The sequence below is a fragment of the Amycolatopsis sp. NPDC004368 genome (assembly GCF_053602515.1).
This window is the reverse complement of the sequence record NZ_JBSGDT010000021.1, coordinates 112100-126090: the sequence shown is the minus strand read 5'-3', so window position 1 is coordinate 126090 and position 13991 is coordinate 112100. Positions and strand designations below refer to the sequence as shown.

Annotated in this window: 11 protein-coding genes and 1 pseudogene; 5 read left to right on the top strand and 7 right to left on the bottom strand. The window is 69.5% G+C overall.

Going from position 1 to position 13991, the window contains the following annotated elements; all coding sequences use genetic code 11:
- Positions 1-561 precede the first annotated feature (561 nt).
- Positions 562-1543: pseudogene (locus ACWEOE_RS26830) on the top strand (IS481 family transposase).
- Here the strand turns inward: ACWEOE_RS26830 and ACWEOE_RS26825 are convergent.
- The gene (locus ACWEOE_RS26825) at positions 1540-1851 is read right to left on the bottom strand and encodes a hypothetical protein (RefSeq protein ID WP_452013766.1); all 312 of its coding nucleotides are present in this window, start codon (positions 1849-1851) and stop codon (positions 1540-1542) included. The pseudogene ACWEOE_RS26830 and the gene ACWEOE_RS26825 overlap by 4 nt on opposite strands.
- Before the next feature lie 536 nt (positions 1852-2387).
- Positions 2388-3515: a glycosyl hydrolase family 8 gene (locus tag ACWEOE_RS26820; RefSeq protein WP_452013764.1), complete on the bottom strand. Its 1128-nt coding sequence runs from the start codon at positions 3513-3515 to the stop codon at positions 2388-2390.
- A 412-nt stretch (positions 3516-3927) separates the two neighbouring features.
- Between ACWEOE_RS26820 and ACWEOE_RS26815 the strand changes: the two genes are divergently transcribed.
- Both ACWEOE_RS26815 and ACWEOE_RS26810 read left to right on the top strand, forming a co-directional pair.
- Positions 3928-5001: an ROK family protein gene (locus ACWEOE_RS26815; protein WP_452013762.1), complete on the top strand. Its 1074-nt coding sequence runs from the start codon at positions 3928-3930 to the stop codon at positions 4999-5001.
- Between the two features lie 500 nt (positions 5002-5501).
- A complete protein-coding gene (locus ACWEOE_RS26810) occupies positions 5502-8231 on the top strand; it encodes a glycosyl hydrolase family 65 protein (RefSeq protein WP_452013760.1) in 2730 nt (909 codons plus the stop codon).
- Between the two features lie 204 nt (positions 8232-8435).
- On the opposite strand, the gene ACWEOE_RS26805 is transcribed toward ACWEOE_RS26810, so the two are convergent.
- Positions 8436-9104, bottom strand: a complete 669-nt coding sequence (locus ACWEOE_RS26805; protein ID WP_452013758.1) for an MFS transporter — start codon at positions 9102-9104, stop codon at positions 8436-8438.
- 747 nt (positions 9105-9851) lie between these two features.
- Between ACWEOE_RS26805 and ACWEOE_RS26800 the strand changes: the two genes are divergently transcribed.
- Both ACWEOE_RS26800 and ACWEOE_RS26795 read left to right on the top strand, forming a co-directional pair.
- A complete protein-coding gene (locus tag ACWEOE_RS26800) occupies positions 9852-10205 on the top strand; it encodes a DUF3253 domain-containing protein (RefSeq protein ID WP_452013756.1) in 354 nt (117 codons plus the stop codon).
- Positions 10206-10585: 380 nt separating this feature from the next.
- Positions 10586-11053, top strand: a complete 468-nt coding sequence (locus tag ACWEOE_RS26795) for an SRPBCC family protein (protein ID WP_452013754.1) — start codon at positions 10586-10588, stop codon at positions 11051-11053.
- Positions 11054-11062: 9 nt separating this feature from the next.
- On the opposite strand, the gene ACWEOE_RS26790 is transcribed toward ACWEOE_RS26795, so the two are convergent.
- Genes ACWEOE_RS26790 through ACWEOE_RS26775 form a run of 4 tightly spaced genes read right to left on the bottom strand, consistent with a single transcriptional unit; the run spans position 11063 to position 13990 of the window.
- Positions 11063-12601 carry an FAD-dependent oxidoreductase gene (locus ACWEOE_RS26790; RefSeq protein WP_452013752.1) on the bottom strand — a complete coding sequence of 513 codons (1539 nt, stop codon included), beginning with the start codon at positions 12599-12601 and terminating at the stop codon, positions 11063-11065.
- Positions 12598-13335 (bottom strand): class I SAM-dependent methyltransferase, encoded by a 738-nt coding sequence (locus ACWEOE_RS26785; protein ID WP_452013750.1) that lies wholly within the window; start codon positions 13333-13335, stop codon positions 12598-12600. The genes ACWEOE_RS26790 and ACWEOE_RS26785 overlap by 4 nt, the downstream gene beginning before the upstream one ends.
- Positions 13332-13652, bottom strand: a complete 321-nt coding sequence (locus tag ACWEOE_RS26780; RefSeq protein WP_452013748.1) for a lycopene cyclase domain-containing protein — start codon at positions 13650-13652, stop codon at positions 13332-13334. Before ACWEOE_RS26780 ends, ACWEOE_RS26785 begins: the two co-directional genes overlap by 4 nt.
- On the bottom strand, positions 13649-13990 hold the full coding sequence (locus ACWEOE_RS26775) for a lycopene cyclase domain-containing protein (protein ID WP_452013746.1): 342 nt from the start codon (positions 13988-13990) through the stop codon (positions 13649-13651). Before ACWEOE_RS26775 ends, ACWEOE_RS26780 begins: the two co-directional genes overlap by 4 nt.
- Between the last annotated feature and the right edge of the window lies 1 nt (position 13991).

Genomic DNA, 13991 nt, shown 5'->3' with positions numbered 1-13991 from the left:
CCGCCGATCTTCTTCCGCTACCGGGGTGATCAACTACTACCGGTCCTCGGTGCGGACGTCGCCGAAGAAGGCCGAAGCGGCGATCCACCCGATCACCGCACCCACCCCTGGTCATCTGGGGCGACAAGGACTCCTGCCTTTGGCCACGACCTCGCCGACCCCGCGCACGACGACGTCCCCCACTTGGACCGCGTGGAACGGCTGCCCGATGCATCGCACTGGGTGCATCACGACGCGGCCCAACAGGTCACCCAGCTACTGACGGACTTCTTTGCTCCCGCGCAGCCCACCAAAAACCGCTGAACCGCACTCCGACGGCGTGGCGAGCGCTCTCTCGACGTCCGGCGGGCACGGGGGAGGGGCGCCCGCCGGAGACGCGGGGACCCGTAGCAACCGGCCCGCGCGCCGGCGGGTGGTGGGGCTTCGGGCTGATCAGCGGTGCGCACACCACTCGGTCGCCCTCGCCGCCGATGTCGTTACGCCAGATGGGCGCTGGAAGAAGCTAGGTCTAAAACTGACGGAGGTTGTTGACAGTCTTGGGCTCTTGATCTAGGGAGGCCTATGGCTGAGCGAGTGTGGAGTGAGAAGGACCTGGTCAGGCGCGCGCACCGGCGCCTGGCCGTCCTGCGTCACGCTGAGGAGGTCAGCGGGAACGTCGCGGCGACCTGCCGGTATTACGGCATCAGTCGCACCGTGTTCTACCGGTGGAAACGCCGGTGGGAGGACGAGGGCATCGACGGGCTGAAAGACCGTTCGAGCGCACCGCTGCACTGCCCGACGATCACCCATCCCCAGGTGGTCGAGAAGATCATCCACCTGCGGCAGCACTACCACTTCGGCCCGCTGAAGATCGAGATGTACCTGCGCCGCTACCACGACCACGAGATCGGCGCCTCCACGATCTACCGCATCCTCAAGCGCCTCGGCATGAGCCGGCCGCCCACGTCTCAGCGCTACAAACGCTACAACCAGCGGTGGAAGCGCTACGAGAAGCAGCGCCCCGGCCACCAGCTCCAGATCGACGTCAAGTTCGTCGAGCCGATCACCACTGACGCGGGCCGGAAGAGGCGGTTCTACCAATACACCGCGATCGATGACTGCACCCGTCTGCGGATCCTGAAGATCTACCCCCGCTCCGACCAGAAGACCGCGATCCAGTTCCTGGACTATGTGCTGTCCCGGCTGCCGTTCCAGGTCGAGAAGATCCAGACCGACAACGGCGCCGAGTTCCAATCGGCGTTCCACTGGCACCTGCTCGACCAAGGCATCGGACATGTCTACATCCGCCCCGCCACACCGCGGTTGAACGGAAAAGTCGAGCGCTCCCACCGCATCGACGCCGAAGAGTTCTACCGCCTGCTCGACGGCGTCGTCCTCGGCGACCTCGGCGTGTTCAACGAGAAGCTCAAGGAATGGGAGGACTACTACAACTTCCACCGCCCCCAACGGCGGCCTCGCCGGCCAGACCCCGTATGAGAGGCTGCTCCAGAAGACCCAACCCCACGCCCAACCTGTCAACCACCAACGACAGCAGCACAGCTAGGGCTTGACGAGGAAAATGCCGGCCACCGATCGACGCTGCCCGTTCGGTGCGAAGACCGCCACCCCGTTTCGGGTGTCGACCTCCAGGCGGTAGCCGTCGATGGTGCGCAGCACTTCGGAGCCGTCGGGCCTCTGGTGCACAACGCCGCTGGGCAGGTCGGCGGGATCGATGTTGAGGAGCACGAAGGTCAACCCGGATTCGCAGGGCGCGTTCCAGTACACGATGCCGTCGACGCCCACCTGGTAGGGGATGACCGCGTCGAGCTGAACAGTGCCGGGCTCGTCGACGTCGGCGGCGAGCAGCAGCATGCGCACCGTGCCGTCAGCTGTGGAAACGTTCATGCCTTCCGCCCTTCGTCAGGTTCGTGCGAGCGACACTCCGCGCGGCGCCCTCAGTACCAGCGCTGGGCAGCCGTTGCTGAGGAGACGGAGGACAGCGTCCAACTCGTTGCACGGGGGCGGTCACCGCCCGCGCCAGTGCTGTGGGCGGATGCTCCGTTCGCTGTAGTTGTGGGTCTCGGTCGGGCTGGTCGCGCCGTTGAGATTGCCCACGGGCGAACTTGTGCACGACCTCGACCGGGAACCGGAACTCGCGGCCGTCGTCGCCGGTGTGAAACCGGCCGCGTCGAGCACAACGCGCGTCTGGCGATGCACCAGTGGTCATGACTCGGCGACGTGGTCGAATCCACCCCCCGGCGGGCGGTGAACGGGCCGGAAGCCAGAAACGGGGGAATGGGGAGTCCAGCAGGAATGCGACGCGATCTCGATTCGGGAAAAGGGAAATCAGGGCGGGAGGATACCGGTCCTCTCCCGCCCTGAAATCGTCTTGCCGCCTGGTCCGCCGCTCAGTGGCGGTTGCCGTGCGGTGCCCAGATCCTGAACTTTCCGCTGTCGTAGAGCAGCCCGAGCTGGTAGAGCATGCCGTCGTAATAACGGGCCCGCCCGGTCGGGACCGGCGTGTTCCAGAAGTCACGGACGAAAGCGTTTTTGTCCGGATTGGTGGAGGAGATCGCCGATGTCGAGTTCATCGCGACGAGCCCCTCGGCGTGTGCGGGTTCGTAGGTGTTCTGGCCGGAAGTCAGCGGCGTGCCGTCGAGGTGGTACCGGCTGACGTAGGTGCTGACGCCTTGACACTGGAAGAAGTGTTCCAGCGTGTTGGAGTACTGCGTCTCCCACGGCTTGACGCCGTACCAGGCCGCATCGACGTTGGCGTTGGCGATGGCGCGCCACGCGTCTTCCTGGAAGTTGTGGTCGTAGGCGTTGTCGGTGGCCGTCTCGCTCGGCCGCAGGTAAGGCGTGCCGTCGAAGTGAGCGTAGTCCGGTGCCAGGCCCGTCGCCGGGTTCGCTGCCTGCCGCAGCAGCTTTTCGCCCGCGCTGTAGGCCTTGTCCCACAGCTCGCGATCCGACGGGTCGGCTGCGGCGAACACCTTGTAGAACCCCGTGAGGCTGTAGGAGGGATCGGTGTAGTCGACCGCGAACGGCGGCGAGAACGTCGGCAGGGACGACTGGCGGTCGAACATGTCGACGCCGCCGTGGTCGGACTCGTGCCACATCGCGTGCAGGATCTGCTCCGCCTGCCGCCCGTAGTCGTAAGTCCCGCGCCCGTCGCCCCACCGGCCCGACGCGAAGTCGAGCGCCGCAGCCATCCACTGGTCCCCGTCGGGCGCCACGCCGGTGTCGATGATCTTCCCGGCGGTGTCGGTGTGCCAGGCGAAGTAGTACTGCTCGGGACCGCTCTGGATCTGCATCTTGGTCTTGGCGAAGTTCCACAGCGCGTCGAACTCCTGCTTGTGGCCCAGCTGCACCGCGATCATCATCGCGTAACCCATGCCCTCGGTGCGCACGTCCTGGTTGCCGATGTCCTCGACGTAGGCCAGGTCCGGCGCGAGCTGGTAGTACAGCGTCTGGCCGTCGTACCGGTTGGCGTCGGTGCCCGGGCTGCCGTGGAAGAGCTGTTGCCAGGTGGCTTCCACCTTGGCGTCGACCTGTCTCTTCGAGTAACCCGCCCGCGCGAAAATGTCGGGATAGGGGCCGGCGTGCAGATTTCCCGGGGGGTTGTGGTCGGGGGGTGGTGCGGCGAATGCGGTCGCGGATACGGAGGACAACAACGCAGCGGTCGCGAGAATCAAAGTGCTGAGTTTCGCTGTCTTGCGCACACGACACCTCCTCGTGTCAGGGCGGGAACGGTGGCCACCGGCCGTCGTCAACCTAAGAGGGCCGGATAGAGCGAGTCAATGGCCAACCCCCGCCAGAAATGCACAGGGTTATTTCAATTCTGGGGCTAACCTTGCTAGCGTGGCCGGAGTGGAATCGCGACAAAAGCGCAATCGGCGCGCAGTGCTCGCTGCGGCACAATTCGGGCATCCGACCACTCGCCTCGAGATCGTGCGGGCGACCGGCCTCTCGACCGCCACGGTCTCCGGCGTCGTCGCGGACCTGATCGCCGACGGTGTCCTGGTCGAGCTGGACCGGCGGGTCCCCGCGGCGGGCGTGGCTGGCGGGCGCCCGGCCGCGGCGCTCGCGGTCAACCCGGCGCTGGGTGCCCTGATCGGCATCCACCTGGCCCACGCCGGGGTCCGGATCGTCGTCGCCGGCGTGGACGGCGGCGTGCGCGCCGAACACACCCACGACATCGACGTCGACCGCCGGCCGGCCGACACCCTCGAGTACGTCGCGTCCACGGCGCTCGACCTCGTCGCCGACCTCGGGATGCCGCACCGGGAGCTGCTGGGCGTCGGAGTGGCGGTCTCTGCTCCGGTGCTGCTGCATTCGCAGAAGCTCAGCTCACCACCCATGCTGAGCGATTGGGGGGAGGTCGACATCGCGGCCCGGCTCGGGAAGCGGATGGGCCTGCCCGTGCACGTCGGCAACGACGCCGATCTCGGCGCGCTGGCCGAATGGCGTCTCGGCGCGGCTGCGCCCGCGGACAACCTCGTCTACGTGATGCTGTCCGAGGGTGTCGGCGCCGGTCTCGTGCTGCAGGGCCGGCTCTACGAGGGTGACGCAGGGGCCGCGGGCGAGCTCGGGCACGTCACAGTGGTCCCGGACGGGCAAATCTGCCGGTGCGGCAGCCGAGGGTGCCTGGAGACCGTCGTCGGTGCCCGCGCGCTCGCCGCCACACTCGCCCACAGCCACGGCCCCACCTGCAGCTTCGCTGACCTGATCTCCTTGGCGCACCAGGGGGATCCCGGCGTCCGGCGCCTGCTCGGCGACGCGGGCCGGGCTGTCGGCACCGCGCTGGCCCCCGTGTGCACCGTGCTCAACCCGAAACTGGTCGTCGTCGGCGGAACCCTCGCGCAGACCGGCGAGCCCCTGCTCACCGGCATCCGGGAAACGCTGACGCGCAGCGTTTCGCCGGTCACCACCCGAATCCCCGAGGTCGTCCCGGGTGCACTAGGGACCGGCGCCGAAGCGCTCGGCGCGGTGATCACGGCAAACCAGTTCGCCGACCTCGGCTGAGAGCGGCGACCCTGGCTCGGACTCCACGGCGACGATGTGCTCGCCGGACCACGGGTGCCCCATCACGGCGAGCGCCCGCAGCGGCGATGTCGGGCCAGCCGGTGTGGCGCCGGAGGCCGGCCATGGCGCGGGTGCGGTGCGGGCCGGGTGGCGCGGCGTCGTGCCGGAGCACGTCCACGACCACGTCCACGTCCACGAGCCGGCGCGAGCGGGTGGCTCCTGAGTCGGCACTCATCCTTTCTTTACCGGCCCTCCTCCGACGTATATGTTTTTGCCCGCAACATATTGACCGTGGTGGGCACCGGACCCGGCCACGCCGCTCGAGAGCGGTGTCGGCCGGCATGTCCGGCCACCGCGCGTCCCGCCGCGAGGAGGTCCGTTCGATGAAGGTGCACGGCGAGGCCACAGGAGCAGGCAGAACAAGGCTTCGTGCCTTGCGCCGCGGGCCGGCCCGGGTCCGTTCTGCCGCCGTACACGCCGGTCCGGGTTCCCGCTCGGGCGTGCTCAGGAGCAAGGCAGCCTTCCTGCTGGCGGCCGGAAGCCTGCTGCTGGGTTTGGTCACGGTGCCGGCCTCGGCCGCCCCCGGGCCGGCGCAGGCCGGCGGTGACGACGGCTGGGTGCTGAGCACGAGCGACACGTCGAAGAACTACTCCCCGACGTTCGTCGGCAACGGATACCTCGCCGCACGGGTGCCCGCGGCGGGCCACGGGTACAGCACCACGCCCATCGTCACCCAGTCTCAGCTCGCCGGCTTCTACGGCGCACCCTCGGCGGGACAGGAGGAGCGAGCGGGGCTGCCGGCCTGGACCACGCTCGGGTTCGGCCGCGGCGGCGACGTCTACGGGATCGGGGGTTGGTCCTGCGGGTTCGGTGAGCTGTGCCCGAGCGCGTACGGGAAGATCTCCGGGGGCGCGTTCGTCGAGTCCTCCCATCCCGGCTCGATCGTCGGGAGCTACTTGGCCGGCCTGAACAACAACAACACCCCGACTGTCGGCGGCACCGACGTCATCCCGATCCGGAACGCACCGGCCGGCCCGGCGACGCTGGCCGTGCGGTACGGCAACGGCAGCGGCAGTCCGCAGACCATCCACATCAGCGTCAACGGCACGCCCCGGCAACTGTCCGTGCCCAGCCTGGCCGGCTGGGACGACTGGGCCGTGGTGACCGTGCCGGTCACGTTGAACGCGGGCGCGAACACGCTCGAGGTCACCGTCGCAGAGGGGGACACGGCGCGGGTGAACGTCGACTACCTCGCGCTGTACCCGGACGGCGCGCAGCCGCCGACGCAGATCGCCTCCGCCGCGATCGGCACCACCGCGAACTACCGGCAGTCCCTGGACCTGCGCACCGGTGTGCTGACCACATCGTTCGACTGGACCTCGCCCGCGGGGGACACGACCAGCTTCGCCTACGAGGTCAACGCCAACCGCGCGGAGGGACATCTGGGCACGGTGAATGTGCGGGCCGTCCCGCACTGGAGCGGAACGGCCACCGTCGTCGACGAGTTCGACGGCCGGGGGCTGGACCACGCGTCGACGACCGACCCGCGCGTGGACGGCAAGACCGCGACGCTCTCGCAGACCGTCGTGAGCGACGGGAATCTGGTCACCGCCGGGCTGAACTCCGTGCTGCGCGTCGACGGGAAGACGGTTCGCACCCAGGCGATCGCCGACCCCGGTGACGGCGGCGCCGGACAGCGAGCGACTTTCCCGGTCCGCGCCGGACAGCCGTTGCAGATCACCAAGTACGTCGGCGTCGCCTCCAGCGTCGACACCGACCGGCCGCTCGCAGCTGCGACTCCGCAGCAGGCCGCCGCGAAGACCGCTGCCCACGCCGCCGCAGACGGCTATCAGCGCGCGCTGGCACGCAACCACGACGCCTGGTCACGCCTGTGGCAGTCCAGCATCTCGATTCCCGGCGACCCCACCATGACCGCGCAGATCCACGCGTCGATGTTCTACCTGCTCGCGAGCGTGCGCGCCGGCGTGATCTGGAGCGCCAGCCCGGGCGGTCTGTCCTCGGACGGCTACAGCGGTCACGTGTTCTGGGACACGGAGACGTGGATGTACCCGGCACTGCTCGCCCAGTACCCCGACATCGCCGCCGACGCGAACACCTACCGGCAGCAGCGCCTGCCGGCGGCCCAGGCCGCCGCCGCTGCACTGTCCACTCCGGACCACCCGATCAACGGCGCGAAGTTCCCGTGGCAGAGCGCGCTGACCGGCAAGGAGACGACCCCGGACTGGTCCCCGGACGGCAAGCAGGAAATCCACATCGACTCCGACGTCGCCCTGGCTCAGTGGCAGTACTACGAAGTGACCGGCGACAAGGCCTGGCTGCGGGACAAGGCTTGGCCCGTGCTGCGGGGCATCGCCGACTACTGGGCCACGCGTGCCGTGCCCGGCCCGTCCGGCGGCTACGCCATCAACGATGTCAAGGGTCCGGACGAGTACCACGACAACGTCAACAACAGCGCGACCACCAACGCCGGAGCGCAAGCCTCGCTCCGCATCGCGATCCGCGCCGCGGGCATCCTCGGCCGGGCCGCTGATCCGGCCTGGCGCAAGGTCGCCGACGGGCTGAAGATCCCGGTCGACACCACGACGAACATCCATCCCGAGTTCGACGGCTACGCCGGGCAGACCGTCAAGCAGGCCGACGTCACGCTGCTGCAGTACCCGTGGGCGGTGCCGATGTCGCCCGAGCTCGCCCAGAACGACCTCGACTATTACAAGCCGCGCACCGACCTCAACGGCCCGTCCATGACAGACGCGATCGCCACCATCGCCGGCGCCGCCCTCGGCTCGCCCGGCTGTGCCGTCTACACCTCCCTGCGCGCGAGCGCGGAGCCGTACCTGGCCGCGCCGTTCGACCAGTGGTACGAGACCCGCACGGGCGGAGCGTTCGACTTCACCACGGGCCAGGGTGGTTACCTGCAGGAGTTCCTCTACGGGTTCACCGGGCTGCGCTGGGGAACCGACGTCGTGACCGTCGACCCCTTCCTGCCGCCGCAACTGCCGGGTGTCGACATCACCGGGGTCAAGTGGCACGGCCGTTCGTTCGACCTCTCCGTTGGCCCCCGAACGACGAGGCTGACCCTCCGCTCCGGCCCGCCACTCCCGGTGCGGGTCGGCAGCGACAGCGATGACGTGCGCCAGGTCAAGCCCGGGACCGTACTGCAAGTGCCCACCAGGCACCCCGCAGGCGCCGCCACCGACTGCGGCTCCTGACCCCGAACCTCGGCCGGACGCCTCAGGGGCTCCGGCCGAGGTGAGGGACAGGTCGGTGCAGCCGAGCAGTGTTCGCCGAGCGGGCGATCAGCAGGTACCGCCGGAAACTCCTCGAGGAACGGCAGCCCGGACGGCGCCCTGGATGTGCGGTGGCGGGTGGTGCTCGGGTGCGGCCGACGTTCGCGGCCCCGTTGAGCGCGCCGATCACGAGCACAACCGCGGCACCGATGATTCCGGTCGCGACGTGAAAGGCGAATTCGTAGCCGCGACCAACGACCCGGACGCGTGTGCGGTGTGTGCTGCCGCGATCGTGGCGAGAACGTCGAGCCCGACCGCCGACCCCGTCCGCTGGCAGGTGGTGAAGAGCGCGCCGGCGAGGCCCTGGTCGTTGCTGCGGACACCGCTGGTGATCGCGATCGACATGGACGGCAGGCCGAGTCCCATGCCGAACGCGCTCAGGACGAGGCCGGGAAGGACGGCGCCCGCGTAGCTCGAGTGGGCCGAGATGTGTGCGAGCCACAGCTGCCCCAGGCCGAGTGAGGCCAGGGCGATGAGCAGCGTGGCTTTGAGGGTCGTCCGGGCCAGGAGGCGCCGCGTGATCGTCGTCGAGGTGATCACGACGACGGCGGTCGCCGGGACGAGCGCCACGCCGGTGGTCAGGGGACTGAATCCGAGAACCTGTTGGAGGTAGAGGGAAACGAAGTAGACGAAGCCGGCCATGACCGCACCCACGAGGAGCATCCCGGCCATCGCGGTGCGCCTCGTTCGATCGGCGACGATGCCCAGGGGCACCATCGGGGCGGCGGAGACTCGTTGGAGCCAGACGAAACCGACGGCCAGCACACCGGCGGCGGCCAATGCGGTGATGGTCACCGCGGAGCCGAAGCCGGTCTGCCGGCCGTGGGAAGTTTCCGGGCGAGCGGGACGACGATCGCGGCACACGCGTCCGGGTCGTTGGTCGCCGGCTACGAATTCGCTTTTCACGTAACGTCCACGACCACCACCTACGACCGGCGGGCCGCCCGCTTATCGTCACGAACAAGGACGCCTCTGGCACCGTGCTCACCCAGAGCTCGGCGACCTACGACGCCGACCGGCGCCTGGCGTCCAGTGTGGACGCGCGGGACAACCGCCGACCCTGTTCCCCGACGGTCGGGGCAACGCGACGACCACGTTTCGACCGGTCGTGGGCCGCGGAAGTGGTGCCGCTGTGGGGCGTAAGGCACCAGGGTTGCCTTACTCTCACGAATTCCGAAAGAACTGTGGTCGATAACTGGGTTCGTCATCCTGCCGATCTCCGCGGACATTGGCCGGTGAAGTGTCGGCCCTGAAGCCGCGGGGCGATCGGGCGATCGTGGTGACCCGGTGGCTTCGCCGAGGGGAGCGGATGCCGGTGCTGGGCGTGGGAGTCATCCGTTCCGTGGGGATCCGACCTCTGGTGCCCGGCGGGAATCACTGCTTGTTTATCGCGCTGCTCGGCGGGGCATACGATTCGCGCCGGCCGGGTCGCGGCCCCACCGAGACCTTGGTCGGCGTTTCAGCGCTACCGAGTGGGGAGGGGCCGGTGTTCAACCGCGAGTGCCTGGCCGGTTCCGCGTTTCGGGAACCGGTGCCGGCGGGATGACGGGGCGGGCGGGGCCGGGGCGAGAGCTGGAGCGAATCCTTGACGGCGCTGGGGCCGGCGCGGACCAGGCGCGAATTGCCCTGGATGCCGGGGACCCACGGCGGCGGCCCGCGGCGGCGATCCTTGCGTTGGTGTCCGCGCGGGGTTCGGGGCGCAGCATTTGTCCCTCGGACGCGGCGCGGGCGGTCGCCGGTGAGTGGGGTGCGTTGGTGCCGCAGGCGCGTGAGCTGGCGCGAGATCTGGCCCGGTCCGGACAGGTGCAACTGACTCAACGCGGCCATGTGCTCGACCCGGACGGTGAGTGGCGGGGGCCGATCAGGATTCGGCTGCCGCGGCCCGCCGGAGACTGACCGGTCGGCAGGCCCCGCGCCCCGGTTCGTCGTGCTCCGCTGCAACGGTGCACCTCGCGAACGTCACGCCGGTCGCAGAACTCGTGCGCCACGAGGATCCGCTCGCTGCCGCAGCTTGACTCGCCAGTGCCACCGCGTGGATCACCCGTCACGCCCGGCGAAAGCCGGCCACCGGGAGCGCTGCCCGTGATCGGCACCATCCACCAAAGATCCACTGTAGACAGCCCACCGACTCATGACGCGCGTGTGCCCGGTCACTGGTTTCGCCCCGCCACAACCGGGATATCCCGGGGAACAAATGCCCCGAACGCACGGTGCGCCGCCGCTGGGCAACCGTTCTCGTGGGCGGCCGCACCACCGAAGAAAGGAAGGTCGGTCGGATGAGCACCATTACCGAATCTGTCGACGTCAAGGTCACTGTGTCCACCGCCTACAACCAGTGGACGCAGTTCGAGTCCTTCCCCCAGTTCATGGACGGCGTGGAGGAGATCCGCCAGCTGGACGACACCCACACCCATTGGAAGCTCGGTGTCGCCGGGGTGACCAAGGAGTTCGACGCCACCATCACCGAGCAGAACCCCGACGAGCGCATCGCCTGGTCGTCGGATTCCGGCCCCACCCACGCCGGTGTGATCACCTTCCACCGCATCGACGACGAAACCACGCGGGTCACCGCGCAGATGGACATCGATCCGGACGGGTTCGTCGAGAACGTGGCGGACAAGACGGGCATCCTCGACCGCAAGGTCAAGGGCGACATGAAGCGGTTCAAGACGTTCATCGAGAACCGCGAGGGTCGCGAGACCGGAGCGTGGCGCGGTTCCGTCGACCGCCCCGACCAGAGCTGATCACCGACCTCACCGGTCGCGTTCCAGCCAGGGGACCAGGCGGTTGAGCGAGGCGAGCCGTCCTCGGTTCGGGACGGAGCGGAGCGGGTGGCCCGTGACGCCCCAGCTCGCCAGGAGCGCGTTCGCGGCGGCCCAGCCGGTCGCCGCGGCGCGCTCCATCAGCGCGACCGGCAGGTCGATCCGGATGCCGTCGCCGGCCAGCACCAGACCGGGCGTGGCGGTGCGCACGGTGGGGCGGTCGGCGAAGCCGCCGACCCGGAAGAGGGGACAGTCCTCCCGCCACAGGGTGAGCTCGCTGACCGCCCGAGCCGCGGCGGTTTCCGGGTAGATCTCGCGGAGTCGTTCGTCCAGCTGTTTCGACAGGACCTCGACATCGGTGGTGGCGGCGGCGTAAGCGTGCAGTTCCACGACGGAGCCACCGGTTTTCCGCGCCCAGTCCCGGGCTTCGCCCTCGTAGCGGTCGAGGACGCTGATGTTGTCCAGAGGCGGCACGCTTCCGGTGCCCATGAACGCCGGCCGCGACGCGGCCACCGCGTGATCGAGCCAGAGCCGGCGGACGAGAAAGCCCGGTGCGGCGCAGAGTCCGGCGATACTGGCGCGCCAGACGTCGGTGCCGAGACCGGGCGACGCTTCGATCAGTGATTGGAGGCCGCCGACCTCGCACGCCAGCACGACGGCGTCGAACTCCTCGGAGGAACCCGCGGTGACGTGGAAGGCGCCCCGCGACTTCTCGATGTTCTCGACCTCCGTTCCGAGGTGGATCGTCACCCCACGCGCGCACAGGTACTCGGCCAGGGGCGTCCAGAGGGCTCGGGAGAACGGTTCGGTCGGCACGTCGAAGATCAGGCCTTCGTTCGAGCCCAGGAAGTACAGGTGGAACATCACGGCCAGTTCAGCCGCGGACAGCGCGCGCGGGTCGGCGAAGAAGCTGCGCGAGAACACCTCGAACGCCAGGTGCCTGGCCGCTCCCGGAAAATTGATGCGTTCGAGGAATGTCGCGGCGTCGAGGTGGTCCAGCCGCTCGTAGATGCCGGGCACGCACACGGTCGCCAGGGGCAGGGCGGCGCGCCCGTCGAGAGCGAGTAGGTCGCGGAGCCGGAAAGTGGGGCTGCGCAGGGCGAACGCGAGTGCGTTCAACGGGGGAGTGACGGGGAGGCCGCCGAAGGTGTCGGTGCGGCCGTGGGCGTCGAGCAGTGGGTAGTCCGCGAGGGCGGTGAGCCGTTCGAGCCGCGGGTCCGTGCGGGTCAGCAGCGCGCGCAAGTTGTAGTACTGCCGGAAAAAGGCGTGGAAACCACGGCTCATCGTGACGGCGGTGCCGTCGGCCAGCCGGGCCGGCCAGGCCCCGACGCGGCCGCCGAGGTGATCCTCGCGCTCGTAGAGGGTCACCTCGACCCCGCGTTCGGCCAGGCCGGTCGCCGCGGTGAGCCCCGCGATCCCGGCGCCGACCACGGCGACGCGGGGCAGGCGGTCCAGTTGTCCGGCGGAGCCGAGCCCGCGCGGCGCGGGATGGGTCACGAGCCGGCGGTCACGGCCCAGCGGCGCGGTCACGGTGCCTCCAGCGGGCGGGTTCCGACGACGGTGTGCTCGATCCCGCGTGACCAGCCGGGCATCGGCTCGGCGCGGGTGCCGGCGAACCCGGCGTCGCGCAGGCGGCCGGTCAGGGCGCGGATGCCGTCGAAGGCGAGCACGCTGCGGCGGAGGTGGCGGTAGAGCGTCGCGTCGCCGGTGGTGATCTTGCCCAGCGGGATGATGATCGCGGCGCACACCGTGTTCCAGACGATCCGGGCCCGGAGGGAGTCGGCGACGGAGTACTCGTGCAGGGCGATCGGCGCGCCGGGACGCAGCAGTCCGCGCAGTTTTCGCAGCTGGGTGTCCGGGTCGGCGAGGTTGCGGATCAAATAGGCCGCGAGGACCGCGTCGAACGGACCGGTGATCCCGCAGCGTTCGAGGTCTTCGACCGTGCTGTGCACGAAGCGCACGTTCGCGGGCCAAGGCTTGCGCCGGGCCTGCGCCAGCATCGCGGCCGAGCCGTCGAACGCGGTGACGTCCGCGTTCGGCAGCACTTCCAGCAAGGCCGCGGTGGACGCCCCGGTGCCGCACCCGGCGTCGAGGATCCGCAAGCCCGCACCGTCGCCGGTCAGCCCCAGGCGCCGCGCGGAGAGCCGGAGGTGGTCGTGGTAGCCGGGGCTGCTACCCACGAGCCGGTCGTAGGCCTCGGCCTCGGTGTCGAACGCCGCGGTCACCTGCGCGCGGGGCAAACCGTCTTCCTCGAGCGGCCTCACTCGCCGTTCTCCTTTCGCGCCGCCCGCTCCCACAGCAGCAGCACGGCGGTCACCAGTGCGTACCCGAAGAGGAAGTCCTCGATCGGGATGTCCCAAGGGAAGCGAAGTCCGGAGATGTGCTCGGGGGCGTAGCGCACGATCGCGTGGGAATCCTTGGTCAGCCAGCCGTCGACCGGGATCTGGAAGCCGGTCACGATGGCGATGGTGATCCAGTAGCCCGGTTTGCGGAACAGGCCGGTCCTCAGAGCCCACCGTTCGAGAGCGACGACCGCGACCACGGCCACGACCGCGGGCACGGTGTAGCCCCAGGGGATCACCGCCGCACCCGCGACCGGTTGACGCGCGCCAATGCGGCCAGCGTCAGGCCCACCATCTCGTAGGTCAGCACGCCGCAGATCGGGATGACCACGAAGAACAGGACCTCTTCGAGCGGGATGCCGAACGGCGCCCGGATCCCGGTGAGGCTCTCCGGCGCGTAGTCCCACACCCCACCCGTGATGGCGAGGGCGTCCCACACCAGGAACACGAGCGCCACGGGCAGCAGCGCGCGGGCCAGCCGCCGCGGCCGCCGGTACACCCGGGCACCCGCCAGTTCGAGCGGCAGGGTGATCAGGACGCAGGCACCGAGAACGGCCAGGTACTCCAGCTTGCCCATG

What these genes read in the sequence shown, in the direction of transcription:
- ACWEOE_RS26825 (WP_452013766.1), bottom strand. Translation starts at nt 1,851, where the DNA reads ATGCTGCTGCTCGCCGCCGACGTCGACGAGCCCGGCACTGTTCAGCTC.
- ACWEOE_RS26800 (WP_452013756.1), top strand. Translation starts at nt 9,852, where the DNA reads ATGACGGGGCGGGCGGGGCCGGGGCGAGAGCTGGAGCGAATCCTTGAC.
- ACWEOE_RS26795 (WP_452013754.1), top strand. Translation starts at nt 10,586, where the DNA reads ATGAGCACCATTACCGAATCTGTCGACGTCAAGGTCACTGTGTCCACC.
- ACWEOE_RS26775 (WP_452013746.1), bottom strand. Translation starts at nt 13,990, where the DNA reads ATGGGCAAGCTGGAGTACCTGGCCGTTCTCGGTGCCTGCGTCCTGATC.